Annotated in this window: 28 protein-coding genes and 2 pseudogenes; 9 read left to right on the top strand and 21 right to left on the bottom strand. The window is 45.8% G+C overall.

Annotated features, from left to right (window positions below; all coding sequences use genetic code 11):
• Positions 1-27 precede the first annotated feature (27 nt).
• From DXD78_RS00480 to DXD78_RS00455, 6 genes are read left to right on the top strand one after another with little or no spacing between them, the layout of a single operon-like run.
• Positions 28-621: a hypothetical protein gene (locus DXD78_RS00480; protein ID WP_004326298.1), complete on the top strand. Its 594-nt coding sequence runs from the start codon at positions 28-30 to the stop codon at positions 619-621.
• Positions 618-2552 carry a hypothetical protein gene (locus DXD78_RS00475; protein WP_117652443.1) on the top strand — a complete coding sequence of 645 codons (1935 nt, stop codon included), beginning with the start codon at positions 618-620 and terminating at the stop codon, positions 2550-2552. The genes DXD78_RS00480 and DXD78_RS00475 overlap by 4 nt, the downstream gene beginning before the upstream one ends.
• A 2-nt stretch (positions 2553-2554) precedes the next feature.
• Positions 2555-3313 carry a hypothetical protein gene (locus tag DXD78_RS00470; RefSeq protein ID WP_117652442.1) on the top strand — a complete coding sequence of 253 codons (759 nt, stop codon included), beginning with the start codon at positions 2555-2557 and terminating at the stop codon, positions 3311-3313.
• 56 nt (positions 3314-3369) lie between these two features.
• On the top strand, positions 3370-3705 hold the full coding sequence (locus DXD78_RS00465; RefSeq protein ID WP_007560861.1) for a type II toxin-antitoxin system RelE/ParE family toxin: 336 nt from the start codon (positions 3370-3372) through the stop codon (positions 3703-3705).
• Entirely contained in the window at positions 3689-3994 is a 306-nt protein-coding gene (locus DXD78_RS00460) for a helix-turn-helix domain-containing protein (protein ID WP_004326306.1), read from the top strand. Before DXD78_RS00465 ends, DXD78_RS00460 begins: the two co-directional genes overlap by 17 nt.
• Complete coding sequence (locus DXD78_RS00455; protein ID WP_007560866.1) at positions 3994-4341, top strand: hypothetical protein; 348 nt, start codon at positions 3994-3996, stop codon at positions 4339-4341. The genes DXD78_RS00460 and DXD78_RS00455 overlap by 1 nt, the downstream gene beginning before the upstream one ends.
• Positions 4342-4385: 44 nt before the next feature.
• On the opposite strand, the gene DXD78_RS00450 is transcribed toward DXD78_RS00455, so the two are convergent.
• Genes DXD78_RS00450 through DXD78_RS00440 form a run of 3 tightly spaced genes read right to left on the bottom strand, consistent with a single transcriptional unit; the run spans position 4386 to position 6249 of the window.
• Positions 4386-4841 carry a glycoside hydrolase gene (locus tag DXD78_RS00450; protein WP_117652472.1) on the bottom strand — a complete coding sequence of 152 codons (456 nt, stop codon included), beginning with the start codon at positions 4839-4841 and terminating at the stop codon, positions 4386-4388.
• 47 nt (positions 4842-4888) lie between these two features.
• The gene (locus tag DXD78_RS00445) at positions 4889-5392 is read right to left on the bottom strand and encodes a DUF3872 domain-containing protein (protein WP_117652441.1); all 504 of its coding nucleotides are present in this window, start codon (positions 5390-5392) and stop codon (positions 4889-4891) included.
• On the bottom strand, positions 5389-6249 hold the full coding sequence (locus tag DXD78_RS00440) for a toprim domain-containing protein (RefSeq protein ID WP_117652440.1): 861 nt from the start codon (positions 6247-6249) through the stop codon (positions 5389-5391). Before DXD78_RS00440 ends, DXD78_RS00445 begins: the two co-directional genes overlap by 4 nt.
• A gap of 160 nt (positions 6250-6409) precedes the next feature.
• Between DXD78_RS00440 and DXD78_RS00435 the strand changes: the two genes are divergently transcribed.
• Genes DXD78_RS00435 through DXD78_RS00425 form a run of 3 tightly spaced genes read left to right on the top strand, consistent with a single transcriptional unit; the run spans position 6410 to position 9936 of the window.
• Positions 6410-7993, top strand: coding sequence for a tyrosine-type recombinase/integrase (locus tag DXD78_RS00435; RefSeq protein WP_158561365.1), 1584 nt, complete (start codon positions 6410-6412; stop codon positions 7991-7993).
• Positions 7990-8928 (top strand): tyrosine-type recombinase/integrase, encoded by a 939-nt coding sequence (locus tag DXD78_RS00430; protein ID WP_117652438.1) that lies wholly within the window; start codon positions 7990-7992, stop codon positions 8926-8928. The genes DXD78_RS00435 and DXD78_RS00430 overlap by 4 nt, the downstream gene beginning before the upstream one ends.
• A gap of 6 nt (positions 8929-8934) precedes the next feature.
• Positions 8935-9936, top strand: coding sequence for a tyrosine-type recombinase/integrase (locus DXD78_RS00425; RefSeq protein WP_117652437.1), 1002 nt, complete (start codon positions 8935-8937; stop codon positions 9934-9936).
• A 93-nt stretch (positions 9937-10029) separates the two neighbouring features.
• Here DXD78_RS00425 and DXD78_RS00420 read toward each other — a convergent pair whose 3' ends face one another.
• The 18 genes and pseudogenes from DXD78_RS00420 to DXD78_RS20985 all read right to left on the bottom strand — a co-directional run bounded on the left by DXD78_RS00420 (position 10030) and on the right by DXD78_RS20985 (position 25101).
• On the bottom strand, positions 10030-10584 hold the full coding sequence (locus tag DXD78_RS00420) for a conjugal transfer protein TraO (protein WP_117652436.1): 555 nt from the start codon (positions 10582-10584) through the stop codon (positions 10030-10032).
• On the bottom strand, positions 10581-11495 hold the full coding sequence (traN, locus tag DXD78_RS00415; protein WP_117652471.1) for a conjugative transposon protein TraN: 915 nt from the start codon (positions 11493-11495) through the stop codon (positions 10581-10583). Before traN ends, DXD78_RS00420 begins: the two co-directional genes overlap by 4 nt.
• Before the next feature lie 46 nt (positions 11496-11541).
• Positions 11542-12873, bottom strand: coding sequence for a conjugative transposon protein TraM (gene traM, locus DXD78_RS00410; protein WP_370448299.1), 1332 nt, complete (start codon positions 12871-12873; stop codon positions 11542-11544).
• Positions 12874-13098: 225 nt separating this feature from the next.
• Positions 13099-13722, bottom strand: coding sequence for a conjugative transposon protein TraK (gene traK / locus DXD78_RS00400; protein WP_117652433.1), 624 nt, complete (start codon positions 13720-13722; stop codon positions 13099-13101).
• Between the two features lie 32 nt (positions 13723-13754).
• Entirely contained in the window at positions 13755-14768 is a 1014-nt protein-coding gene (gene traJ, locus DXD78_RS00395) for a conjugative transposon protein TraJ (RefSeq protein ID WP_117652432.1), read from the bottom strand.
• 3 nt (positions 14769-14771) lie between these two features.
• The gene (locus DXD78_RS00390; RefSeq protein ID WP_009121388.1) at positions 14772-15401 is read right to left on the bottom strand and encodes a DUF4141 domain-containing protein; all 630 of its coding nucleotides are present in this window, start codon (positions 15399-15401) and stop codon (positions 14772-14774) included.
• Positions 15398-15757, bottom strand: coding sequence for a DUF3876 domain-containing protein (locus DXD78_RS00385; RefSeq protein WP_004294975.1), 360 nt, complete (start codon positions 15755-15757; stop codon positions 15398-15400). Before DXD78_RS00385 ends, DXD78_RS00390 begins: the two co-directional genes overlap by 4 nt.
• A gap of 43 nt (positions 15758-15800) precedes the next feature.
• On the bottom strand, positions 15801-16415 hold the full coding sequence (locus DXD78_RS00380) for a hypothetical protein (RefSeq protein ID WP_181986296.1): 615 nt from the start codon (positions 16413-16415) through the stop codon (positions 15801-15803).
• A gap of 5 nt (positions 16416-16420) precedes the next feature.
• Positions 16421-16873: pseudogene (locus tag DXD78_RS00375) on the bottom strand (conjugal transfer protein TraG); the annotation flags it as partial.
• 101 nt (positions 16874-16974) lie between these two features.
• Positions 16975-18789 (bottom strand): reverse transcriptase/maturase family protein, encoded by a 1815-nt coding sequence (locus tag DXD78_RS00370; RefSeq protein ID WP_117652430.1) that lies wholly within the window; start codon positions 18787-18789, stop codon positions 16975-16977.
• Between the two features lie 559 nt (positions 18790-19348).
• Positions 19349-21433 (bottom strand): annotated as a pseudogene (locus tag DXD78_RS00365) (TraG family conjugative transposon ATPase); the annotation flags it as partial.
• Positions 21430-21753 carry a DUF4133 domain-containing protein gene (locus tag DXD78_RS00360; protein WP_117652429.1) on the bottom strand — a complete coding sequence of 108 codons (324 nt, stop codon included), beginning with the start codon at positions 21751-21753 and terminating at the stop codon, positions 21430-21432. The gene DXD78_RS00360 and the pseudogene DXD78_RS00365, both read right to left, overlap by 4 nt.
• Positions 21754-21756: 3 nt before the next feature.
• The gene (locus tag DXD78_RS00355) at positions 21757-22053 is read right to left on the bottom strand and encodes a DUF4134 domain-containing protein (protein ID WP_007843736.1); all 297 of its coding nucleotides are present in this window, start codon (positions 22051-22053) and stop codon (positions 21757-21759) included.
• 184 nt (positions 22054-22237) lie between these two features.
• Positions 22238-22897, bottom strand: coding sequence for a DUF4122 family protein (locus DXD78_RS00350; RefSeq protein ID WP_117652428.1), 660 nt, complete (start codon positions 22895-22897; stop codon positions 22238-22240).
• Entirely contained in the window at positions 22885-23259 is a 375-nt protein-coding gene (locus DXD78_RS00345; RefSeq protein ID WP_117652427.1) for a DUF3408 domain-containing protein, read from the bottom strand. The genes DXD78_RS00350 and DXD78_RS00345 overlap by 13 nt, the downstream gene beginning before the upstream one ends.
• A gap of 2 nt (positions 23260-23261) precedes the next feature.
• Complete coding sequence (locus tag DXD78_RS00340) at positions 23262-23699, bottom strand: DUF3408 domain-containing protein (RefSeq protein WP_117652470.1); 438 nt, start codon at positions 23697-23699, stop codon at positions 23262-23264.
• A 5-nt stretch (positions 23700-23704) separates the two neighbouring features.
• Positions 23705-24457, bottom strand: a complete 753-nt coding sequence (locus tag DXD78_RS00335) for a ParA family protein (RefSeq protein WP_004326326.1) — start codon at positions 24455-24457, stop codon at positions 23705-23707.
• Positions 24458-24942: 485 nt separating this feature from the next.
• Positions 24943-25101: a hypothetical protein gene (locus DXD78_RS20985; protein ID WP_158561364.1), complete on the bottom strand. Its 159-nt coding sequence runs from the start codon at positions 25099-25101 to the stop codon at positions 24943-24945.
• Between the last annotated feature and the right edge of the window lie 67 nt (positions 25102-25168).

The raw sequence follows: 25168 nt of genomic DNA, 5'->3' as shown, positions 1-25168 counted from the left end.
TAAACAATCATATAAAAATATACGACTATGACAAATGATGAAAACACTTACATCGGAATGTCCCTGCCGGAAGGAATACGGTACATCACCGTTTTTGAAAAAGGGGATTTTGAAAACTGCGGAAGAATACTCAGGACATTCTATCGTACGGAAGACAGGGTGAGAAAATTGCTCGCTTTGGGGAACCTGCTCCATCTGGGAGGCAGTCTCTCATCAAATGAAAACAAGACAAGCTGTTGGCCTTTGAATAATGGGAATCCCATTCACGAAGCAAAGGAAATATCAGGCAAGGAAAAGTTCTTCCTGCTCGGTGACTGGACTTACCTGTATGAAAATGGCAGATGGTTTCTGGGCTATGAAGGAAAAATCTATGAAATCAGCAATCCTGAATTTTCTGTCTTTGTTCCCGACAAGGATCATACACCTTCCCCTCTGGACAAAGGACTTTCCTTTGCCGTAATCGGCGAAACGGGAAAACTGGAATTCACTCCGGAAATTGTCAACGGATGGGATACCTGGAAAAGCCTTCCCAAAAGAGTCAGTGAAAAAGGAAAAACGGTATATGTATTCCGCAAAACACAACTTATAAAAGTCATCAAACCTAAAAAATTGGAATCATGAAAGAAATCAATATGACAAAGGCTATATCATGTATGCCGGACAAATTCATCACAATGGAAATGGTTGAACTGGCCGCGACCGAACACCGTCCGGAACTGGTCAACTATCTGCCGGAGAAATATATTACCTCTGAAATACTTGACAGTATATTCAAAACAGATGATTACGGATGGCGTTCCTGGCAGCTTTCGAAGATACCTGAAGAAAAACGTAATCGCCAGATTTGTCTAAGGGCAATAAAGGCCGAAAAGAGTAATTTTCCTGACATACCGGAAAAATACAGGAACAGTGACATACTTGAATCGCTGTTCGCACACAGGAATTTCATGCACTACCTGCATCTGATACCTTCATCCTCATGGAACAACGGAACAGTCCGTGATGCAATATACTCCCTTTACCGTGACGTACAGCAAAACGGAGGTTACCGGTACTGTTCAGAGAGGTATGAACAGCAGTTCTTATATGAAACAAGCGTCATGCTTTCTTTCGTTCCGCGACAAGCCAAGGATTTCAGACTTTGGAAAGAACTGATCCATGACGGACGTATCGCAACCATGACTATCGACAAAATGATGCCTAAATGTTTCAAACAGGCAGCATACTACAAGGAATGGGCCATACGCTGTATCAAGGAAGTGGATACACGCTGGCTTGACTATGACACCGTATGGAAGGCCATCTGTCACAAGACAGGCAACCTGCATGGCATTTTCGATTCATACGGACATTACGAGTGGTTCTCCAAACATGCGGATGATGCCATGGCTGACAAAGCAATGGAGCTGGAACCTAACCTGTTTAACAAACTTCCCAGACGGTTCCGGACACCGGAAAGACTTATTCATACACTTGAAGTAAAAAGAGAAATCAACAGTTACAACTTCATTCTTGAACCGAACCTGATGACGAAAGAGGTTTGTATGGCACTGGCCAGAAGGGATTCGTTCTACCCTGATATTCCATCGGAACGCTGGAACAGGGAACTTGTGGAATATTTCACCGAATACGGCCATAGTCTGCGCTGGCTCCCTCAACTGCCGAAGAAACTACAGACCAGAAAACTTGCCGAGAAGGTTCTCAAGGAGAAACCTCAATACTTCCATTATCTGCGGATGGAATTCATCACACCTGAAATGTCCAGGCTGTTATGTCAAAAAGACCAGGATAATATCCGGTATTTCAAGGAACGGGTCATGGAATTCCAAAAATATACAGGGCTTCCAGCCGAATTCTATGGATGTGAAACGGATTTCAAGCATATCAGGGACCGTGATAACAGCCGCCGATACTGCCGTATAGGACTCGCTTACATCGCCTTACAAAAATGTAAACGCGGATGGCATGAAAGTGAATACTATCTTATCATGACACGCCATCCCAACCGATATATGCCTGCCAAGACAGTGTTCAGAAAACAGATTACTACATTCCACCGGACATGGCTGGAAAAGACAATATGTGACAACGACCCGCAATTCCGGATTCCGAAGATTCAAAAGGATTTGAAGGATGTACAGGCCATGCGGTATTATGAGGTGGAACATATCCGTACCATACTGGGTTGCGAAATATTCCGCAACTCTTTCATGGGGCAGACAGTGGAATACTGTATCCGCAAGGACGGGCTGACCTACCATGACAGGAACATGGAAAGGCTCGCCTCCGGCCTGCAATACAAGATCCGTCAATTGAAGGAGCAGGCTGTACTCCCCAAAGGAACAGATGACTCTATGGAAATCAATGCAGAAACGGTACACCGCAATATGGGGTATTGTCTGATTGGAATAGAAGCCTTTGCGGAAGACTACGGACTGGACATAGCCCGGACCTATACCCTGAAAGAGCTGAAGGACGTTATCCATGAACAGGGATACAAGCCTTCACTGGAGAAATACAAAAAAGAAGTCCAACATCTAAATCTTATCTGAATATGAATATTCTCCAAAAAAGAATTGAAAACCTGTGCGATGAAATCATCGGCAGGATACTTGCACTGATGAAGGTAAACTCGGTTTCCGAAGTAATACTGACAGACAATGACAATCCGGTTTACGTAATCTGGTTTGACAAGATAGGTGATCCGTGCGAATGTTCCGTACACAAGGTAACTGCTGTCGGAAAAGGAATCACACTTGAAGTCCATGATAAGATAACCGGAGAAAATTACAAGGTAACAAGCCGCCATGAGGCGGCTCTAGCCAATCCGGTATGGCTTAACGATATTCTGGAAGCCATAACAAACATCTTCCATATAAAAGAAGATAATGTTATATGCTGCAAATGCGGAAGTACAAACGTAACCTGTGAAGCGATGATAAATCCCAATACAAAGGACTTTGACCACTATACAGATGACTCTTTTCAGTATGGGTGGTGCGACAACTGTAAAACCGGAGTAGTCATAAGCGACACATCTGAAGTAAAGAAGGGAATATCTCAGAAATATAAAGAGTTTACAGAGACTTACAATACCGAACCGCAACTGGCCTTATGCCGTATCATCTGGAAAGATGATATGAAAGAAACGGAAGTTTCCATAGCACTCGAAAACATTCCGGAAGAGCATGATGATGCCATCTTCTTCTATTGCGACAGCCTGTCCGATTTCATGGCGTTGGCAGAATACGGAGGAGAAGACTTCATCGTTACGGAATGTTTTAACTTTACCAACTTGGAAAATGAGGAATAATTTATTTTCATCTTTTCAAAGTTGCCTGATATGTAAACTTTATATATATTTGCAGCATGAAACAGGAAAGGACCATATCAGCCTACAAGAATTATTTCATGGACTTTATCTCATCTCTCAGAAAAGAGGAAGCCCGTAAGATATACTACATTCTTGATATGCTGAAAGTACAGGAAAGGGTAAGCAGCAAGTTCGTAAAGTATCTGCGCGAAGAGCTCTATGAAATCCGTGCTGAATATGGAGGCAACATCTTCCGGGTATTCTTCATATTTGATGACGGGAACATCGTAATCCTGTTCAACGGATTTCAGAAAAAGACACAGAAGACACCGCCTTCTGAAATAGAAAAAGCATTAAAGATAAAGGAGGAGTATTATGAAAGCAAGAAATGAAAACCTGACCAGCATCGATGCTATCATGGATGCGGAATTCGGCAAGCCGGGAACACCTGAACGTGAGGAGTTCCGTAAGGAGGCATACGCCTACTGCATGGGACAGATTATATGCGATGCCAGAAAGAAGGAAAAGATGACCCAGTCCGAACTGGCTGAAAAAATCGGGACCAACAAGTCCTATATCTCCAGAATAGAAAAAGGTATTGTAGATCCGGGTATCAGTACGTTCTGCCGTATCATTGATGCACTCGGATTGAAGATTGAAATTGTCAAACCGGTATTATAATGGAAAATTATCAGGAAAAAGCCAGAGAAAACTTTTACCGCAACCGTCCATACGGCATTCACATTGATTATGCCCGAAAAGGATTTGTACTGTTCAATCACTATACAAATAGTCTCGGCAAACAGGAAACCGGTTCTATTGAAGGCCTTCCCCTTGAAAAGTTCGAGGATGTGGACGCGATACCATTGAACGGGAAAATTATAAAAAATGGTAACCAGACAACAGACATCTATTTCTATACAGACGATTCAAATCCTTACAAAAACATGAAGCTGGATATGGATGCTCTGAAACAGTATAATCGGTTCATTTATCCCCTGTCACTTTTTTTAGACAGGATATTATAACAAGACAGCCGTGAATCATGATAAATTCACGGCTGTCTTGTTTTCTATGGCATAAACAGTAATCTGTATTCTTCTTTTCTTCTCCTTTCAATTGACGGAATTTTCTTTCCCTTATAGTGACAATATCGTATGAAGTCCGCATAAATGTCCCGGTTACCGGCTTCCAGTTTCCTTATCAACGTGCTTTTGGGTATCCTGCCATAACCGAGCAACCTATATGGTCCCACCTGGTATGCCAGACATGCAACCAAAAGCGAATCCTTTCCCAGATGACGGAACAACGCACACATTTCCTTCAGGTCTTTTCTCAGAATACTGTCTCCCTCACTTTCTGTCAGACTGACGGGAAACTTTTCCCCTTTTCTGATACGGTGACCGTATGCAACATACGGATAATGTTCCGGACCATGCCATCCTTCGTATTTCTTGATACACCTGACAGCCGTTTCCCAACGTGAGTCTTCCACATTCTCCTGTGCACGCAGGGAAGTTACCGTCATGGCCAGTACCACCAATGGCAGTACTGACCTTAGAAGTCTAACGGTTATTATAGGGCACCTCCTTCCTGAACTGACAAAGAATCTTCCACGGCATCCGTCTCTTCATCGCCTGCATCATTGAAGTCAAATTCCATTTCCGTCATGTTTCCCCAATTGTCCTCGACAACGACAATGAAGTTCTGCGCCTCGTCACATAGTGAAGTATAATACATCCTGAACTTCCGGTTCTCCAACAGATAACGGTCATTCGGTTTGAATTCAAGACCGTTGTCCAGTTTCAGGGAACCTTCCCCGTCATATTGGAAATAACGGATCGTATAGACCGTACCGTCAAAATCGCCCTCACTTTTGAGTTCACACCGTATTTCCGCCGTCTCATTCCTGTTCAGTTCCTTGGGAACCGGCATTGTTTCCACGGTAAACGGATAACTCTGCTGGATTTCCAGCTCGGATTCGCACGAGGTCAGTACAAGACTGACCAGAACTATGCAGAACATGGCAATCTTGCCTGCCAGCCCAAATCCTTTTCTTATATTCTTTTCTGTCTTCATTTGTTTTCCTTTGTTTTTGTCAGATATTCATTCAAGTCCTTTAATCCATCATACAAACCGGAACAGTCCATAACCTTATTCCCGAAATGTATGTTCAAAGTCTCCAGTGCAGTAATCCCGGCCCGATCACGGTCAAGAAAGCACAGGATTTTACCGTAACCCTCCAGAACGGCATACGACCGTTCCAGATTGGATACAGAGTTCAGCACCAGGCAGTCCTCGTCCTTCACAATCCGCAATACCAATGCCGAAAGGAAATCCACAAATCCTTCAAACACACAGCACGTATCCTGTTTCTTTCCGGACAGGGACACACAGGAAATGTCCTTGGGAGAGATGCATCCCTTGAACATCGGGTTACGGAGTTCATAGCCGCCGCTCCGGTTCATGAAGCCTATGGCAAAATACCGTTTGCCCCGTATTCCGTATGCCACTTCCTTGCAGAATCTCCCGGCTATGGCCGGATCAATGCCTCTCTCTTTCAGGTAACCTTTCAATGCCTCATGACTCAGTTCCGTCACTTTCACGTCCTCGAATCCGGAAACGCGGGGTATCTTCTTACGTTCCTGTAAAGGCCGGAGGGGAAGGATGCCGGATTTCCCTGAAAGGAACTCCAGCTGTTCCATGAAACCGGTACTTCCGGTCAGTTCTCCGGCAAGATGGAAGATGTCACCTCCCTTTCCGAGGCCAAAATCAAACCAGACATTCCGCTGCGTATCCACCTTGAAGGATGCGGTTCTCTCATTTCTGAAAGGGGATCTGAACCAGACATCATTTCCTTTACGGGATACAGGCATATGCCCCAGATTTTCAAGAAAACCGACAAGGGAAATCTGTCTAATCTCTTCCAGTTCCATAACCCACTAATTTATCATAAAACGGATGCCATATGTTAGCTTTCAATTTATGTTGTATAATAATTGTATTTAACTTGCGAACGGTTAGTTGTGTGTTTTTTGGACAACATATTTCTGGATGTCTACCTATGCTTTATTACTAATTAAAAAAACTGTGCTTATGATAATAACAGAACTTATCAAAGACAAGAGTCGTCATCAAGAGTATCTTGAAGCTCCGATGCTATCTGAAAGGGAGTCATATATTGAATACCTCAGAAGCAAGGGAGGCAAAGACGATTATCTAAAGAAAACATCACTATTCCTGTTAAGAATAGTTCGTATTCTCCCAATTGACAACAAACCTCTCGTATTTGAGACCGTTTCTGTATCCATTAAATGTTTCTGCCAGCAGAATCAACTTGGAATCACTTCTGAAAAACATATGATCAGAACGGCAATGAAATGGATACGCTTTATTGGCTTGTCTAATCTTGACGGACTTATGGAAGCCCCTGTTTTAAACAGCTTGTTTCCTCGACGTCAGTCACGTGTAAAAATGGCGTCTGCTCCAATGCTTGTAGAAAGGGAAGCTTTTCTAAAGCATAGTCGCAACTTGGGATATTCTGACAATTATCTCAGACTGATAGCGTATATCCAACTTCATGTCGTTCAAAATTTATCCATATGCACTCGGATTTCATTTTCAACAAAAGAAATCATTTCAAGCGCAGAAAAATACGCATGTGGAGGTAAACAAACAGATTCTAATGTAATATACCGAAAAGGGGTATTTACAAGAGTTGCTATGGGCTGGCTTGATTTTTTAGGCATACAAGTCACCAAGAGCACTTCTTTTTGTTTTAATGAATATGCAGAAGAATATTTACGTTTTCTTTCTGACGAGAAAAACTATTCAAAACATACCATTAAAGGTAAACGTAAGGTTCTATGTTGTATGTTACCCGTCCTTGGTCAAATACATCCAGAGTTGTTCTCTATGCAACCCAAACATATTGATATGTTCTTTACAAGAATCCATAAGGAATGGTATATCAATCGTAGAACATTAGCCGAATACATCAGCCATCTGCGTTCGTTCCTTCGATATGCCGCTACTCAAAGCTGGTGTTCAGACAAGTTATCCTTGGCACTCAAAGCACCACGTTTGTACTCAGAGGACGGTCTTCCTTCCGCTCCAGAGAAAGAACATGTACTCGGAGCCGTTCAATTTTATTCAGACTTCAATAGTAAAACAAACATTCGGAACTATGCTATAATGATGCTTCTGTCCGTTTATGGAATCCGCACGCATGAACTGGTCAGTCTACAACTGAATGATATAGACTGGGACAAGGAGACAATCCTGTTCCGTCGCTCCAAAGGTGAACGGGCTCAAGTCTTTCCGCTTACCGTGAACGTCGGTAATGCCATCATACGTTATCTGACAGAAGTAAGAGTAAATGATTCTTCGCAAAAATCATTGTTCCAATGTATGGTACCACCATATAGAGGAGTTAGCCACAATGCAGTATATGCTATTGTGAGCAAGGCTCTAAGAAGTCAGGGGATGGAACTTAGACACTATGGTCCCCACGCACTGAGACATTGGACTGCCACACGGCTTGTCAACGAAGGATTCCCGTTATATAATGTCAGTCGACAACTCGGACATGAAAGCCCGGATTCCACAAGGATATATGCCAAAGTGAATCTGAAAACACTAAGTATGGTCGCAGAAATGAATTGGGAGGATTTGCTATGACTGTCAAAGAAGCTGTAATCAAATATATTGAGTACAGACACAGCCTTGGAGAAAAGTTCAAATCTGCCGGTATTCTTCTTGTGAGCTTTAGCAAGTTTATCGGTGATACGACCGATATTTCCTCAATCAATATGGAATCCGTGAACTCGTTCCTCTATAAGGGGAACAAGGTTACGGCTATGTGGTTTGCTCGTCACACGTCCCTGAAGGGATTCTTTCAATGGGCTTTTCAACGAAGCCTTATTGAAACAATTCCATTGACATTGGATATGCCGAAGAGACCTGCCGGACTTGTTCCCTATATCTATAGCCGGGATGAACTCAAGCGGTTGTTCAGTTCTGCTTTGAACTATACCAGGAGAACTCAGAATGTAATCATCCCTTTTGTATATCAGACAATGCTGATTACCATGTATACGATGGGACTTCGCACTTGTGAAGTCATAGCACTGAGGGTAGGCGATATAATTTGGGAAGAGTCTTACATCATTGTACGTACTACAAAATTTTACAAATCAAGGATTGTCCCATTCAACACTCAAGCAAAAAAAAGACTTTTGAGTTATTTTGACTGGCTCAAAGAGTCCGGTTTTTCGGTTGATAAGGACGCTCCCTTTTTTGTAACCAAGCAAGCTCAGGCTGTCAACCTCCATACTTTCCGGAACAGTTTTAAACTGATACGGAAAAAGGCAGGAATAATCCGCACGGACTCGGATAGATACCAGCCACGGATACATGACCTCCGGCACACGTTTGCAATCCATCGTTTGATTCAATGGTACAAGGAAGGAGTAGATGTACAGCAGATGTTACCTATCCTTTCCACCTATCTCGGACATACTTCTATCAAGTATACAAGTGTTTATCTAACGATGACTCCTGAATTACTGGAAACGGCATTGCAACTTTTTGAGAATTACAGACTATCAAAATAATAAAATATGAATACCCATAATGAATACATAAGCTATTGGCTACGCCGGTTCTTACTGGAATATGCCACAACTGTTCGCAATCTGTCAAAGAACACTTTGTTGAGTTATCGTGACACGTTCAAGCTGCTGCTGCCGTACTTGTCAAAAATGAACAAGATCGGGATAGAAAGACTTTCCGTGAACCTCCTTACAAAGGACAATGTGCAAGACTTCCTGAAAAATCTTGAAGCCTCGCGCCAAATATCCTCTGCAAGCAGGAACCAACGGCTTACCAGCATACTTGCATTTGCCAAATATCTCTCAACTTATAACCCGGAACATGCAGAACTTTATCGGGAACTTAGACTCATACCCATGAAAAAGCACCAGAAACCAATGATTGGTTATTTGGAGAGGGACGAGATGGAAGCATTGCTTGATGCCCCGGATAAAACTACACAATATGGTTATAGGGACTATGTCATTATCCTGTTCATGTATAATACGGGAGCCAGAGTGGATGAAGTTTCCAAACTGGTTGTTGCCGATTATGACTATACCACCTCTACTGTTATACTGCATGGAAAAGGCAATAAAACACGTAGGTGTCCTCTTTGGAAAAGTACCAACCGTGAAATACGGAAACTTGTCAAAAACTTGGCTCCTACACAAAGCATATTTATAAATCGCCATCACGCCCCACTTACCCGCTTTGGTATATATGGACTGATAACAAAATATGCCGCTGAAGCTGCTAAAAAATGCACCTCTCTTAGAAAAAAGAATGTAACGCCTCATGTGATAAGGCACACGACAGCTACACATCTTCTTCAAGCTGGAGTAGACATTAATACTATCCGAGCATGGCTTGGACATGTTTCTGTGGATACAACCAATGTCTATGCAGAAGTTAGCATGAAAGCCAAATCTGAAGCACTTGATTGTTGCGAAGTGATTAGTTCCACAAAACAAAAGTGCTGGAAAGATAATCCTGACATCATGGCTTTTCTCAATGGGTTATATAAATAAATATGTTGTCCCCAAAATACACAACTAACTGTTCACGAGTTAAATACAATTATTATACAACATAAATTGAAAACTAACATATGGAATCAAATGTTATATATAACATTTGATGCCGATTCCATACTGGGTATGGCAATGTCCGAGACTTCCGCCCCACAGGAAACGTTCACGCAAGGAAGCCGTCAATGCCACACGGTCGGCAAGGTATAGTTCCATCTCCAGCGTCAGGGCACAGCCGTACACAAAGGCATCGCCGTTTTTCAGAGTGGCCCCGTCATAGAGTTTTTTATCGGACCAGTTTACCGTCTCATATCCAGCCAGTGCCGATCCTCCCAGATTGAGGAAGAACACTTTTCCCGCATCGGAAAGGAAATTCAGGTAATATCCGCCTTCTGCCGTAAACTGCGCCGAAGGGATGGTCACATGACGGTAACCGTGTTTCATATGCAGGTAATCCGCTCCATATACCCATTTGTTCCCGCCTTTGGCATAGCTTGAAAGTATCATTCCCATATAGTATCCGTTATCGGAAGCCATACCTCCACGCATTTCCACACCCTGCATCCTTGGCAGAATCCGCTGGGCTTCTGCCTGTCCTACGGAAAGGACAAGCAGCAATGCCAGCATATACAATACTTTCGTTCTCATCGTACCTTCAGTTCGTTGATGGTTTCCGCACGCACCAGGTCTTCGTTGACCACCTCAAAACTCTGGTGACGGCCACCCTGTTTCTCATACATCTCCACAACCAGTTTCTTATCGTTCGGTATTGTAAACTTGGGAAGGGCAAATACCGTACATTCCGAATCCCTGCCGTTTACACGTGTCACATAATTGTAGGCACGCAGCGGATAAATCACCTGCTCCTGCATGGCCGTACGCTTCATCACCTTTTTGTCCACCACCTTGAACGTAATGAAATCCACGTCAAAGGGCACATTCGAGGAGTTCTTTACCTGGGTATGGAAATAAAGCAGGTCATTATGGGTGTACAGTCCTTTGAGCAGATACTGGATACCGAAACGCTTGCAGCCGATATGACGGATACGGCGCTTGTCATTCTCATACACGGATTTCATGATAAGACGTACCAGACGGGGTGACTCGTTATCCAGCTCGGTCAGATAGATTTCCATGGCATTGTTGGGACGGTTCACCGATTCTCCGTCATGGATGAAATCACACATCTCCACATTCAGCAGCAGCGGCTCATCGGCATACTTCACGTTGAAGGTATAGAAGTTCCCGTCTTCGGTTATTACAGACATATTGGTCTCCTCCCTGAAATTTCGTGTCGTGGCCTTTACTCGGATTACATTCTCGGCACCGTCGGCCTTGCCGGCTATCAGGTTTGTAGAACCAAGATCCACATACTTGACCGGAGCAGGGAAAATGACATGGACAGTCTTGTCATACGTTATTTCCAGTCCATGCGGCGGAATCATCTGGCTGAAACCGATCTTGCGGGTCAGCCCCTCATAATAATCACCGCTACTCTGCTGCGCCCAGGCAGCCGATACGCCCAGTAAAAGGGCAAACATCATCAGAATCTTCTTCATGTGCTTTTGTTTAATGGTTGTCTTTTCTTTCATAGTTTCCTGTATTTCATTTCTCCGGTGAATGGAGCAGTACCCGGTGTCCGGCCTTCAAAGTAATCTTTACCGTACGCATCCGTTTGGATATGTACTGGGAAACGCCCTGTATCACACCTTTTCCCAGATCGGAGGCAATCTGCGCCCCGGCATCTGTGGAAATGTTGATGCTGCTGTTCATCGAGGTTCCCATGTTGGCGGCAATCTCCCTGGCAGCGTCATATTCCAGTGAACCCGGCACCAGGATTCCCTGCTGTCCGTCTAGATCATAGACTTCTAGCTCCACCGGCAGGATAGTTCTCTTGTATTCCACGGCATTGACCATGATTTCCAGCCGTTCACCCTGTATGCGTGTGCCACCTACCAGTACGGTCCCTTTCGGTATGAAACGTCCGGCAACGGACATGGGCTCGGTAAGCCGCAGGCGCAAGGCCTGTCCGTCGGATACGGTCTGTGTTCCGTGTACACAGGCAGCAATGGTATTGCCTTCCGTTACTGTCTTCCGGCCGACAGCCGTATTGAAACCGGCATTGCGTTCTCCCGAAAAGGCGGATATGAACTCTTCGTCGCTCATAGGTCTGGAAAGCGAGGATACCACCTCATTGTGAACCTGTTTCACCGGTATGGCTTTTTTGTCCTCCGCTTTTCTGACGGGAGAAGGAGTCTCCACTGCCTGACGGTTATTGTATTTGGCGGCCAGTTCGTATGATTTTTCCATCAGGGCCATCTTTTCCTCCATGCCTGACAGTGGCTCCTGTTTCTGCTGCTGTTGCTGCATACGCTCCAGTTCCTCAATCCTTTCCAGAAGCCTTTCCTTTTCCGGATCGGTCCGCGGTTCATAGATGCTTCCCAGCGTACGGTTCATCTCACGGTAGGCTCCGGCCGAGGAACTGACCGGTCCGGCATTTCCTTTTTCTGTTTCCGTTTCCGTGTTTGTTTGCCTCTCCGGTGGAATGTTATCGGGAAGACGGACACTGTCTTTCCGTTCCTCTTTGGCAAACATGGACTCCGCAGCTTCAAAGAATGTCTTCCTTTTCCTGCTTTCCTGTTCCATCAGAGCCTTTTCATAGGCATCCTTCTTGTTTCCTTCCAGGCGGCTGTCCTCGGGAGAAGGGATTTCCGTATTGAATCCCTGTCCTTTATCCTGCCGCTCCCGTTCCTGTCCGGAAGGTGAGAATATCAGATAGAAACTTCCCAGACACAGCAGGAACATCAGCGGATACACCACAAATCCGGCGCGTTTGCGTTTCTGTTCCTCACTCAGCGGCTTCCTGTCCTTTGAAGACCGGAGCCTGAACGGTTTCATCAGCCGTTCCATTACTTTCTTGACTTTTTCTTTCTCCATTTCTTACAATAGATTGAATGAACTCCATACGGAGTGAATCCTTTTCCATAAATTCCATTCCGGACTCCCGATTATTACTGCCTATAAACGGTCTGCATGCCGTATAGACACATGCGGCGGTAAACGGGACAAACAGTATCCAGAGAACGGCCTTGCGCTGTTTAACGGTAAGTCTGTGGCAGAACCTCCTGAGTTGAAGGTTCGCCTGTCTCGTCAGGTTCCTTTTCATCGCTCTACGCTCCTTATGTCCTTGTTTTCCAGTATGGTCAGATGTTCGATGATAAAGCCGTTGGGGTTGTCATCGGAACGGGACGTATTCTGAAGCTGGCAGTCAGTCACCAGCGAACGTTCCGTCACATTACTCTCACGGATAATCATCTGGCGGGCATACGTCCTGGCCCTGTAGGGGTATCCGGAAAAGTCGCAGACCACGCTGTCCACCCGTACCACCTGATTGATATTACCGGAAATGAGACGGTTGTAATATCCTTTCTCGGCAAAATCCACATAGTAATGATAGGCGCTTTTGTCCGCCAGCTGCAAGGCACGGTTGATATTGTGCTCGATGGCATCCTTCTGTGGTGACAGCCCGAAAAAAAGCTCATGGAACCTTCTTACATGCTCCCTAGCTTCAGCCGGACGGTTCTGTGAAAGATCCTGTGAAAGGGCAAGCATCAGTGACTTGCCGCCATCGAGTACATAAATTTTCTCACGCTGTTTCTCCGCAAAGCGGTATGAGTTCCACAGGGCAAAGACGGTCACGAGCGTGCAGCATCCGACAAAGACCGCAAGCATCAGGCGTATCCGTCTGAAACTGCTTTCAATATTGGTCAGTGATTTGAAATCCATCTGTTTTCATGATTTTAATGTTCCTGTTCAGTTTATTTTCCACGCAGACGCCCTCCGATATTTCCCAGTCCGGAACCTGCGGCACCGGCTGCAAATCCTCCGGTCTTGGTCGCGGTACGGTTGATGTTTCGGTTGTAGTTTCCGGCACCGCCTGCCTGCACAATCCATCCGGCCACGGTCGGCACGGTAAAATATCCGATGATACCTATCAGCATGAAGATCACATATACCGAATTGGAGTTGTCCAACGAATAGTTCGGATTGTTCTGGAGCTCCAGGATGTCGTTCTGCAGCATAAGTACCTGAATCTTGGCCAGCATACAGCTGAAAAGGTCACTCACGGGAAGCCACAGATAGACGGAAATGTAACGTGTGAACCACTGGCTGAGCGTGGACTGGAAACCGTCCCACACACTGAAGGCAAAGGCAATGGGACCGAGGATGGACAATACAACCAGAAAAAAGGTCCTTACCGTATCTATAAGCAGGGATGCCGCGGCAAAAAGCAGTTCCAGCAGACTGCGGAAGGCGTCACGGATATTCTTTTCCAGATTGTACATGCCCACTTCCATATACATGCCCATGCGGGTTGCCATGGCATCGGGCGACCATCCGAGCTCGTCCAGCTGACGGTCAAACTCCTCATCGCTGACCAGATAGGCCGTTTCCGGATTACGGAGCATGGCTTCACGTTCCAGCCTGTCCTTCTGTTCACGGTACTGCTGCATGTCCATCGTCTGCCCCTCAAGCATCTTGTGGGTTCCCTGCACAATCGGACTCAGCACCGTATTCATCGTTCCGAGTACCAGAGTCGGGAAAAGCATGATGCAGATGCCTATCGCAAACGGGCGCAGAAGCGGATACACGTCTATCGGTTCGGCACGGGCAAGCGACTGCCAGACACGGACGGCCACATAAAACAGGGCACCGAGTCCGGCAAGTCCCTTGGCCACATCCAGCATATCCCCGCAAAGGGGCATCATTTCATTGTAAAGGCTCTCCAGAATGGTATGGAGATTCGAGAAATCCACGGATAACAATACCATAGGTTACCAGTATTTGGAGGTGTCATTGCCATAGAGCTTCAGGACACGGTCAAGGTCATTCTTCTTGCGGGCACGCAGAAAACTCACGGCTATATTCCTGTTCGTATAGTAATTCACGAGATTGCGGTAACGGCGCATACTGGCATAACAGTCATCCACCACGTCCATACGGTCCTTGTCGGTCATGGAAAGGGTGCTGACGTTGATTACCTGCTTGAGGTCCTGCAACACCCCGTTGCTCTCTTCCAGAAGTTTGGTATAACCGAAAGCGATGGCATCCAGTTCTTCGGGAGAAAAGTTCTCGTCACCCAGCATCTTTTGGAAATTGGTCACGTAGATTTCCGACACGTCACCGACCATCAGGATGATCTCACTGACCTTACGGGCATCCTTCACCAGATTGTTGACGGACTTCAGGGCATCATAGTATTTCTTGTACTGCTGGTATATCTTCACCGTCTCCGCAAAATTCTGGGCGGTACTTGTCGCGGTTGAAGAGGTATGCACGATATTGTCCGACATGTTGATGATACTCTGGGCAAGGTTTCCCGGATCGGTCACCACCCACTGTGCCCGTATCTGTCCGGCAAGAAAAAAGGTTCCTGCACAAAGCAGCAGCAGTCTTTTTCTCATGGACGCACCTCCTTCCTTACATAGTCACCGTTCGGAGAAAAGGTCAATACGTCAGCCGCCTCATTGTAGGCGATGTCTATGCGGTAGCCGGTATTGATGAACAGGTTACCGTTTTCTTCCACCAGCAGATAGGTTTCCGGCTTCAGCTTCCGTGTCTTTCCGCTGCGGGCGAAAACCGTCACCTTGTAGGCGTCCCCTTCCTTATATATAAGGACATCGGGCTTGCCTTCCACACTGCTCCATGAACCGCACAGGCGGTCACAGTCCTTGAACCTGCTTTCACTACAGCTCTGCAACAGCAGTGATGCCGCCCCGATCAGGCAGGCGGCCAGTCTGTACAACTGTCTGTTTTTCATGTCTTGTCTTTTTAATGATGTTGTTCTTGTTTTACTGAATCTCTCAAAGTCCCATCTTGCGTCTCTTTGGCTTCGGACTGACAGGGATGCGGACTTTTCCGGTCGGCCTGTCCTTACAGGCTGGCTGCCGGCATTCCTTGCGGATAATGGCATCGTCCTTTTTGTTTGGGGACTTCAGGCCAACCATGGTTTCAAACCTGGCATAAAGTTCCTTATAGGCCTTTTCTGACTGTTGCCGCCTGATTTCATCCGGGGAATTCCGGTCAATGCCGTATTTCATGAGAAAACAGGAATTAATGAAAGGGCTGTCAATATTCTTCGGGTTGGCGATGAAACCTCCCAGCTTTTCCAGTTCCCCGTACAGCTTGTCGAGATACTGTACGGGAGGAGGGGAACAAAGCCGCTCGAAGACCTTCTCCACAGCATGTGTCAGTCTTACATCGACCTCTACGGCATCAGGTATCTCGCCTCTGAGCCTTCTTTCCCTGTAATCTTCCGGTTCCATACTTTCAAGCCGGTGATACAGCTCATAGTCTTCTGAAAATCCGTAATATTCACGGATATCCTTCGGTATGTCCCATCCGTTCATCAGGGACCAGTAGAGACATTCAATGGTCTCCTTACGCTTTCTTTCATCCGATTCAAAACTGTCATTCATAACCGTCATGCTTTACCGTTTGACCTTTTCCTTTCCCTTCTCATTTCCGCAATGCGTTTCACGGCCAGTTCCAGATTTCCGCCCAGTTCCCTGGCCAGCTTCTGCAATTCCAGCTTTTCCGACTCTTCCGTGGTATATACGGCATATTCCTCATCGCTGACTTCCGTGGCATACACGGCCGAGTGGGTACCGCCAAGACCGATCCAGACCTCACGGTAGAAACGTCCGGGATGGTTGGCTTGGTTAATGGACAGGATCTGTCCGCGTTCCTTGTCGGTCAGTCCGAGAAGCCGCTGGATATGGTCGAACTTGTTCATGTATTTCCGCTGGTCAAGAAGAATCTTGCAGTCACTGTTGTTGATGATAGCTTCCTTTACGACAGGGGAACTGATGATGTCATCCACTTCCTGGGTGACCACCACGGCCTCACCGAAATATTTTCTGACGGTCTTAAGTAGGCTAAGCACCCGGCGCCTTATCATATTTCTATGGCAGGTTTCCAAAAGCTCGCCCCCGAACCGGACTTACACCTCTCAGCGTATCCGGCTCTCCACTAATTTCAGTCTATCTTTCCGTCATGTATCTTCTTGTGACAACTCCTGCACACGGCAATCGTCTTGCGTTTACGGGCAATCATGTGTCGTTCCCAGCTTTCCTTGCCCTGTAAGTTCTTTAGTTTCCTTACATGATGCATAACAAGGTCGTCTGTCGCTTCACATAATTCACACTCACGGGCTTTTAGTCTTTCAACAAGGCTTGTCCGCCCTGCGGTATAAATTGTCCGTGGCATAGTGTCACATTCCGATTTATAGGTGGGCTTTTTTCGTTTGAACCCACCATTATAAAAGTATCTTTCCTTTACACCTGTTTTAGTCATGTGCTTTATGGTAAACCTACCGTTCTTGCGATATTTCTTGTTTACCTCACGTGTGCGGCACTTGTATTTGCCTGCAAACGTTTTGTACATGCTGTATTCCATGATGTAACTGAAATTATTCAAGGCATGGGCGCAGTTGTTAGCTATGGAGTAATAGTTATAGAAACCCACGATTTCTCGATTATAACTATCAAGGATTTCAAGGTCGTCATTGAATATCAGTCCCGATTTACATTTCGGTTTCCATATTTCCTTTCCGTTACGGTTTGTCAGTTCCAAGACTCCCAAATTGAAAAGTTTTTTACGGACAGTTTCCATACTGACATTTAAGCAGACCCTTTTACCATAGGTTCTTCTTCTTAATCTACCCCGTTTATCCCTTTTTTGGTCGTTGGACTTTCTTACAGTGATTTCATATCCGAGAAATTTGGCAGGTCTTTCCGTGTGGGTGACAAGTGTCTTTTCATCGGACAGTTCCAATGCCAATTTATCAGCAAGGAAGTTTTTAATATCTTCCTTTATCTGTAGCGCATCCTGCTTGCTTCCGATAATTCCCACAAGAAAATCATCTGCATATCTTGCATATTTCATCCTTCTGTAATCGGCATCCATTTCTTCGCCGTTGGGATATTTAGCCCGTCCTTGTTCTATTGCTTTCAGTTCAAGGATTAGCTTTGTCCTTTGCCTTTCGTCTTTTACGGACTTCAATCTTCGCACAGTACGGCTTCTTGCATTTTTATAGTCCATACTTTCTCTACTGAATTTTCGTTTCTTCCCTTTGTCGAATTTGGCAGTGTATTCCTTTATATACTTATCCAGCTTGTCAAGGTATATATTAGCCAATATCGGGCTGATGATACCACCTTGCGGTGTGCCACTGTAAGTATTGTGGAATTGCCATTCTTCAATATATCCAGCTTTCAAAAACTTGCGTATCAATCGGATGAATCGTTCATCCGCAATGCGTTCCGAAAGAATGCTTATCAATACATCATGGTTTATATTATCAAAGAAGCCTTTTATATCTCCCTCTACAAACCATTTTGCACCGCTAAACTCCTTTTGGATATGAGTTAATGCAGTATGGCAGCTTCGATTGGGACGAAACCCATGCGAGGTATATTCAAAACTCCCCTCGTATATGGCTTCCAATACCATTCTTACCACTTCCTGTATCAACTTGTCATTGAAAGTCGGTACGCCAAGAGGTCTTTTCTTACCGTTTTTCTTCGGTATGTACACTCTCTTTGACGGTTGGGGCTGGTACGTTTCGTCTTTTAACGTATCAATCAACTTTTTAATTCGTTTCAGGCTCATGTTGTCAATGGTCTGACCGTCCGAACCTTTAGTCATGTTACCTTCTTTAGCATAAATACGCTGATAGGCAACATAGAACATTTCCTCATTGAACAAAATTCTGTAAAGGCGTTCAAACTTATAGCTTGCATCCTTACTGTGTTCTGACAGACTGTTTAATACTCTTTCTGGACTTCTCATAATGTCTCTCACATTTTCCGTTAATTGTATTAATAATTAGCTGCTTCCCTTCGCCATGTACAAGGTGTTACCTTGCTCGGACTACTATGGAAGCTCCGTTACCACTCCGAATTTTCATAGGTCAAACCTAATAGCCTTTCGGCACTTCGGGATAGGTAATCCCCGTTTATCACATCGTAACTGTTGGCATGATAGATTGTCGGATACGACTTCCGTCCTTTAATCGCTTACTGCGCTTGTGTCGTGATAAGTTCTTGCTACATTCATACCTATTCACTGAAGTATTATCACGATATGGCGGTTGATAGTTACCTTACGCCATAGCCTCAAGGGGGACCACTCAGACTATCGTTCAATCAATTCGGACTTTATCCTCATATCTATCTTTTCATCTCGCCATTCAGTCGCAGTTTGGTAACTAACTGACTTATGACTTTTCCGACATGCTACACTCCCTGCTCGGTTAAGTTTTCCCGAAACAGATAAGTCGGCTGATGATAGGTTATTTTTCAAAGAACACGTTCCTAATCTCTTGCCAAAGAGATATTTACGATGCAACCTTTACGGGCGCACAAAGATACTTTATGTACTCACTCATATTGGCGGACATCAGGGCTTTCCAGCATTCCTCAATGAGTATCATCTTACGGATGCCTTTCAAACGGCGCATCTTAGCGATGAAGGTTTCCATGATTATCAGCGTGACCACGGGCAGAAGCACCTTGTTTCCGCTGATATTGTCCAGTTCAAATACGATAAAGCGCTTGTTGGTAAGATCCAGTTCCTTGTCCGAATTAAGCAGGAAATCATAATCACCGCCACGGTAGAACGGTTCCAGCACGTTCAGGAAACCGTCGATGTCAAAATCCTTCTCACGGACTTTCTTCTCCTCAATCATCCGGCGGTAGTCATCACGCACAAACTCGTAGAATCCGTTGAAATCGGGTCTGACATCCCTGTTTTCCGTTATCCTGCGGATGTATGCGTTCACCGCTCCAGAAAGGGCCACTTCTTCAGAACGCCTTGGGGCTTCATCCTCACGTTTCCAGAGTGTGAGTATCAGTGTCTTGATGCTTTCACGCTTTTCCACGTCAAATTCCCCGGAATCCGTATAGAACGGATTGAAGGCGATGGGATTGTCCTCCTCATAGGTGATATAGATACCGTCCTCGCCATGTGTCCGGTCATGAATCAGGCTGCAAAGTCCCTGATAGCTGTTTCCGGTATCCACCAGCAGGATATGGGTACCCTGTTCATAATACTGGCGGACAAGATGGTTCGTTAAGAAGGATTTACCGCTGCCGGAGGGACCGAGTATGAACTTGTTGCGGTTGGTGATGATTCCCTTGCGCATGGGCAGGTCACTGATGTCCAGATGAAGCGGTACGCCGCTCTGCCTGTCCGTCATACGGATACCGAACGGGCTGGGCGAACTGCGGTAATTCGTTTCCGAAGCAAACAGGCAGACAGCCTGTTCCAGAAAGGTATAGAAACTTTCCTCAGCCGGAAAATCGCCCGCATTGCCGGGAATACCAGACCAGTACAGCACCGGAGTATCTATCGTGTTGTAATGGGGTACGCATCCCATCAGGGCAAGCTGGCTGCCGGTATCGTTCTTGATACGCCTTAACTCTTCCTCGTCTTCCGCCCAGGCCAGTACGTTACAGTGGCACCGTACCGGAACAAGCCCTTTCGTATGCGCCTCGTCAAGATACATTTCTGCCCATTCATAGTTCACGGCATTGCTGCGGCTGTATTTCGACAGGGACAGCATGTTGCGTGAGGTCTTTTCCATGCGTTGCAGGATTTCCTGCGCGTCATCGATGAACACGTACTGCGAATAGACATGGTTGCATGAAAGCAGGAGTCCTACCGGAGCCGCAAACGAAAGACGGCAGTCGCTACGGTCCGTGGATAAGCGCTCATAGCGCATGTCCGTGCCCACACTGCCGGGAAGGTCTTCCGTATCGGAAAGTACATGCAGGCAAAGACGTTTGTCACCGATGCGCATACGTTCCGGATCAAGGCAGATGTCCTGTAATACGGGGTGCGTGTCCTCCATACCGAGAGTCAGGTATCTTTCAATCAGCCCGGGACATTCTTCCGTTCCGACCACCTCTTCCGTTCTGAGACGCTTCATCCTGACATGCCCCGAATCGTTCATGATACGCTCGAACTGCTCCACCGCCTCCAGGAATTTCACGACCGAATCCCAGTCCGTGATTTCCTTGGGAAGGATATAGCCGCGGCACAGGGTACTGAAATCACTGCGGCGACGGGCACGTTCGCGTGTGGTCTTTGTCAGATACAGGAAGCAGCGGTGTCTGAGATACGGGCGTTCGTTGAAATGACGCTCATAGCTGCGGGACAGGAAACTTTCCGTCCCGTTTCCTTCGCTCCGGTAGTTTTCCTTGACGAACCAGTCCTGCTTGTACACGACCGAATAATTTGGAAGCACCTTCATGGCCTTTACCCAGGTACCGTGAATGGCTTCATATTCCGCCGCCGTCACCGTGTACAGTTCAGGCAGCTCGACCTCGAAGGCTACCGTAATGTCCGCATCCTTGCTTACGATGCAGTTGTTTTCCACGGCCAGAATCGGGAATCTGTCTTCCAGATCACAGGCCTTCAATACACTTCTCATTTCTTTCTCTTCTTTTTGGTTAATGCTCTGAATATTCTGCGACGGGCTGACAGATAGCGCGGATGGCGTTTCTCGGCCAGCATCTTCATCAGCCCATGCTCACCGTAGCGGGCATTCATGCGGAAAGTCAGCCATACGGCAAGGGTACCGGATATCGCCCCGAAAGACAGGCATACCAGCTGGCTGACACCGGCCATATACAGGACAACCACCGCAAGAAAGACCGATACAAGGCCTCCGGCAAAAAAGAACAGGTACTGTGATTTCAAGCCCTTGAACTCAATCGGACGGCCTGCTCCTTTGTTGATACGGTAATCCATGGCTTATAGGAAGAAGGAACGGAGAATGGTGGCGGCCACAATCAGGAAGATGCAGGCGAAGAACCAGCTTGCCGCAGTCTTGGACGTATCCGGGTCACCGCTGCTGAACTTGCCATACGTCTTGATACCGCCGACCAGACCGAGTACGGCTCCGATGGCATAACACAATTTGGTGGCCGGATCGAAATACGAAGTCATAAGGCTGGTAGCCTCATTGATGCCGGCAAGACCCTGTCCCTGTGCGAAGGCACCTGCCGCTGCCAGCACACATAATACTGAAAATAGGATTCTTCTCTTCATTGTTGAATCATTTTGGGGTTTGACATAAATGTTGAATTCGACTGCAAATATATAAGGCTTAAACCGCTGTGATACAACACCGTCATCAGGTGTCACCAGATGTCATCAGATGTCATTCAGGAAGCCTTACAGACATAAAAAAAGCATCCCGAAAAGATTTCCGGGATGCCTGAATATATCGGTGTCAGATATATTTCCGCCACTCGTCAGACGGTTCATTCCCATCCTTTACTTTAAGCGGTTTGGGATTGCCGTCCTCATCAAGATACCTGTCTATCAGTTCCTCTACAATCGCGGAATTCTCCATATTGGAAAGGAACACATCAATCAGGCTGGTCTGCCTGATGGAGAACAGGACACGGGCCGCCTGCATGGCCTTCTCATGGTCGGCTTCATCCTGATGTGTCAGATATTCGCCGAGTACTTCCATGTCCCTGCTGGACAGAACAGGTGATACGGATTCCACTTCGGGAGACTCCTCATCAAGGTCTTCCTGGACTTCCTGCAGGAGTTTCATTTTATCCAGCTGAAGGTTGCATTCCACATCTTCCTGCTGCACATCCTCCTCCTCACCGATAAAATTCCTTTCAAGTGGCTGGCTCATGAAGGGAGCGGCAGTCTTTCCGGCATTCTCGTCCAGATAGACATAACGGGTACTTCCCATCACTTCTGCATCTGAAACCGCAGATTCCGTTCCGGCAGCTTCTTTATTTTCCTTCTTCACGCAAGGTTTCCCATAAAGCAGGGTACAAACAGTTTCGATACGCCTTCTCCAGCCATACACGCTGTACAGCAAATAGCCTATACAGACAATCCGTACACAGAAGTATATCAGTTCTTCCATAAAGAATCCTTATAGAGAAAACATTCAAGTTCATTCTTCAGCAATTCTCCGTGGCGTTTCAAGTGCTCCTCCACGATATTGCTCACATAGACTGAAACACTCATGCCGGGAGCCATAAACGGAATAAGGCGGCTTGCCTTGTTGTACAAACCGCAACGGATACGAATCTGACGTCCTTTCCCGACTGGAGTATCGTTCAGATACACACGGCTATATTCGGGAAAGCAGTTCGCTATTCCTATTTTCTCATTCAACTCTCTGACCTGTCTTTTCAGTGAACAAATCTTATTGGACAGTAAATAAACGCAACATAACAGCAGACCGCAAACCAATACGGCAACAGTCAATACAATCCATATCATTTTCAGAATGTTTTTGGGGTTTTTCGGCGAAACAGCTCGCCAAGCTCTTCACTGTAAGTCTCAAGATGGTGTGCCAGCACATTATCCAAAAAAGCGGGCACACTCATGTCATCACTCAGAAGGGGAAGGATACGGGCCAGCCTGCAATACATGTCATAGCTGATATAGGTCTGCTTTCTGTGTACGGACTTCTTTCTGTCCAGAAACAGTTCCTTATACATTTCCACCTTCTCTTCCAGTCCGGGATCGGCGCGTATCGTTTTCCGGGACTTTTCCTGTCCCTGTGTCTTTACATCCGGTACATTTTTTTCCTTTTCTGTGACAGGAAGAACATTCTCGCCGACATCAGTTCCAGATTTACCGCAGGAAATGGATTCACTGGCCATCATGTCTTTCAAGGCATCCTCGTCCACCTTGAATATCTCTCTTTTCTTTGCCATAGCCATTATCCCGGAAATATGATACGTTCCATCTCCTGGGCAAACGCCTCAAGACGGCTGTCTTTCAGTAGTGATTCGGAAGGAGGAAGAAGGGTGCAGCGGAAATGCTGCCTGGAAGAAGGTGTCATTTCCTTGTTAAAACGTTCAAGATCCGGAAGTACGGTTTCAAAGACCTTCAACCCCATACGAAGCACTATTGCATTATACATTACATACAGTTCTTTTGAAGTACGGCTGTCCATACGGTTCCAGAATAAACGTATGTCCTTCAGGGGAGCTTCCGGATGCTGTCCGATAAAATCCTGAACGGTCGATACAAAGGAAAGGCTGCTCTGCATGACCATACGGTCCTTTACAATGGGAGTAAAGATAAAATCCATGTTCATGACGGACTCGAATACACCACGGGAGTTCACCGTTCCGGGAAGATCGAAGAATATCAGGTCATAGTCGCCTTCCAGTTTGCCGGGAATCTCTGCGGCTGCCTCCGGCGTGGAAGTGACGATCGGATAGGCCTTACGGGAACCGTCTTCAAACTGACGGCAGAAAAGTCGCTGGTGATACTCGCTTTTCTCAAGGTTCTTCAAATCCCTTCCCCTTAGTTTTTCCAGACTGAACTGGGGATAGTCACAGTCAACGACAGCAACTTTCAGACCTCTTACATAATTAAAATAACTGGCAAGAACCGCTGTTACCGTGGACTTGCCCACACCGCCTTTCTGATTGCTGAAGGCGACAAGAATCGGACGTTTGTTCATACCTTTTGTTTTTGGGGTTAATATTCACTTTTTCTTTCACTAATCTTACAATGGCATTACGCTATTGTGATACTATATTGCCATGTTATTATGTCCTCATGTTATTACAATATTATGTTGCCGCGTTATTATGTCCTTATGTTATTGCAATACTATGTTGCCATGTTATTATGTCCTTATGTTATTGCAATACTATGTTGTTACGTTATTATGTCATTATGTTATTGCAATGCTATATTGCCATGTTATTATGTCATTATGTTATTGTAATACTATGTTGCCATGTTATTATGTCCTTATATTATTGCAATACCATGTTGTTATGTTATTATGTCATTATGTTATTGCAATATTGCACGCTTAAATCGCGTCAAAAATAAGGTCTTTCAAGCATACAGGTAATATGTAACCAATACCATGACATCAGATGTCATCAGGCGTCATTATATGTCATACAATCCGCTATTTCACAACTGTTTACACGGTCATAATTTTGCAAAGTCAGAACCGATGAACGGCTTGGAACATCTTCCGACGGACAGCAGCACGCCGCTCACGTCGCGCAGCAATCCGCTGGAGGTGGATTCTCTGTTCAAACGAACAGAGCAAGTTGTGTTTTTGTACGACAGAAAGTATTCTGCCATACAAAAACCAACTTGCCCTCCCTAACGGTCGGGAGATTTTCCTCCAAAGTCGGAAAATCTGACGGAG

This window comes from Bacteroides sp. D20 (assembly GCF_003436255.1).
In the GTDB taxonomy this organism is placed as follows: domain Bacteria; phylum Bacteroidota; class Bacteroidia; order Bacteroidales; family Bacteroidaceae; genus Bacteroides; species Bacteroides uniformis.
This window is presented reverse-complemented; position numbering and strand designations above follow the sequence as displayed.

What these genes read in the sequence shown, in the direction of transcription:
- DXD78_RS00455 (WP_007560866.1), top strand. Translation starts at nt 3,994, where the DNA reads ATGGAAAATTATCAGGAAAAAGCCAGAGAAAACTTTTACCGCAACCGT.
- DXD78_RS00480 (WP_004326298.1), top strand. Translation starts at nt 28, where the DNA reads ATGACAAATGATGAAAACACTTACATCGGAATGTCCCTGCCGGAAGGA.
- DXD78_RS00470 (WP_117652442.1), top strand. Translation starts at nt 2,555, where the DNA reads ATGAATATTCTCCAAAAAAGAATTGAAAACCTGTGCGATGAAATCATC.
- DXD78_RS00360 (WP_117652429.1), bottom strand. Translation starts at nt 21,753, where the DNA reads ATGGATTACCGTATCAACAAAGGAGCAGGCCGTCCGATTGAGTTCAAG.
- DXD78_RS00340 (WP_117652470.1), bottom strand. Translation starts at nt 23,699, where the DNA reads ATGGCAAAGAAAAGAGAGATATTCAAGGTGGACGAGGATGCCTTGAAA.
- traM (WP_370448299.1), bottom strand. Translation starts at nt 12,873, where the DNA reads ATGGAGAAAGAAAAAGTCAAGAAAGTAATGGAACGGCTGATGAAACCG.
- DXD78_RS00380 (WP_181986296.1), bottom strand. Translation starts at nt 16,415, where the DNA reads ATGAATGACAGTTTTGAATCGGATGAAAGAAAGCGTAAGGAGACCATT.
- DXD78_RS00430 (WP_117652438.1), top strand. Translation starts at nt 7,990, where the DNA reads ATGACTGTCAAAGAAGCTGTAATCAAATATATTGAGTACAGACACAGC.
- DXD78_RS00385 (WP_004294975.1), bottom strand. Translation starts at nt 15,757, where the DNA reads ATGAAAAACAGACAGTTGTACAGACTGGCCGCCTGCCTGATCGGGGCG.
- DXD78_RS00440 (WP_117652440.1), bottom strand. Translation starts at nt 6,249, where the DNA reads ATGGAACTGGAAGAGATTAGACAGATTTCCCTTGTCGGTTTTCTTGAA.
- DXD78_RS00425 (WP_117652437.1), top strand. Translation starts at nt 8,935, where the DNA reads ATGAATACCCATAATGAATACATAAGCTATTGGCTACGCCGGTTCTTA.
- traK (WP_117652433.1), bottom strand. Translation starts at nt 13,722, where the DNA reads ATGGATTTCAAATCACTGACCAATATTGAAAGCAGTTTCAGACGGATA.
- DXD78_RS00460 (WP_004326306.1), top strand. Translation starts at nt 3,689, where the DNA reads ATGAAAGCAAGAAATGAAAACCTGACCAGCATCGATGCTATCATGGAT.
- DXD78_RS00450 (WP_117652472.1), bottom strand. Translation starts at nt 4,841, where the DNA reads ATGACGGTAACTTCCCTGCGTGCACAGGAGAATGTGGAAGACTCACGT.
- DXD78_RS00390 (WP_009121388.1), bottom strand. Translation starts at nt 15,401, where the DNA reads ATGAGAAAAAGACTGCTGCTGCTTTGTGCAGGAACCTTTTTTCTTGCC.
- DXD78_RS00420 (WP_117652436.1), bottom strand. Translation starts at nt 10,584, where the DNA reads ATGAGAACGAAAGTATTGTATATGCTGGCATTGCTGCTTGTCCTTTCC.
- DXD78_RS00370 (WP_117652430.1), bottom strand. Translation starts at nt 18,789, where the DNA reads ATGAGAAGTCCAGAAAGAGTATTAAACAGTCTGTCAGAACACAGTAAG.
- DXD78_RS00435 (WP_158561365.1), top strand. Translation starts at nt 6,410, where the DNA reads ATGATAATAACAGAACTTATCAAAGACAAGAGTCGTCATCAAGAGTAT.
- DXD78_RS20985 (WP_158561364.1), bottom strand. Translation starts at nt 25,101, where the DNA reads ATGGCAGAATACTTTCTGTCGTACAAAAACACAACTTGCTCTGTTCGT.
- DXD78_RS00445 (WP_117652441.1), bottom strand. Translation starts at nt 5,392, where the DNA reads ATGAAGACAGAAAAGAATATAAGAAAAGGATTTGGGCTGGCAGGCAAG.
- traJ (WP_117652432.1), bottom strand. Translation starts at nt 14,768, where the DNA reads ATGGTATTGTTATCCGTGGATTTCTCGAATCTCCATACCATTCTGGAG.
- DXD78_RS00355 (WP_007843736.1), bottom strand. Translation starts at nt 22,053, where the DNA reads ATGAAGAGAAGAATCCTATTTTCAGTATTATGTGTGCTGGCAGCGGCA.
- DXD78_RS00475 (WP_117652443.1), top strand. Translation starts at nt 618, where the DNA reads ATGAAAGAAATCAATATGACAAAGGCTATATCATGTATGCCGGACAAA.
- DXD78_RS00465 (WP_007560861.1), top strand. Translation starts at nt 3,370, where the DNA reads ATGAAACAGGAAAGGACCATATCAGCCTACAAGAATTATTTCATGGAC.
- DXD78_RS00335 (WP_004326326.1), bottom strand. Translation starts at nt 24,457, where the DNA reads ATGAACAAACGTCCGATTCTTGTCGCCTTCAGCAATCAGAAAGGCGGT.
- DXD78_RS00345 (WP_117652427.1), bottom strand. Translation starts at nt 23,259, where the DNA reads ATGATATGGATTGTATTGACTGTTGCCGTATTGGTTTGCGGTCTGCTG.
- DXD78_RS00350 (WP_117652428.1), bottom strand. Translation starts at nt 22,897, where the DNA reads ATGGAAGAACTGATATACTTCTGTGTACGGATTGTCTGTATAGGCTAT.
- traN (WP_117652471.1), bottom strand. Translation starts at nt 11,495, where the DNA reads ATGAAGAAGATTCTGATGATGTTTGCCCTTTTACTGGGCGTATCGGCT.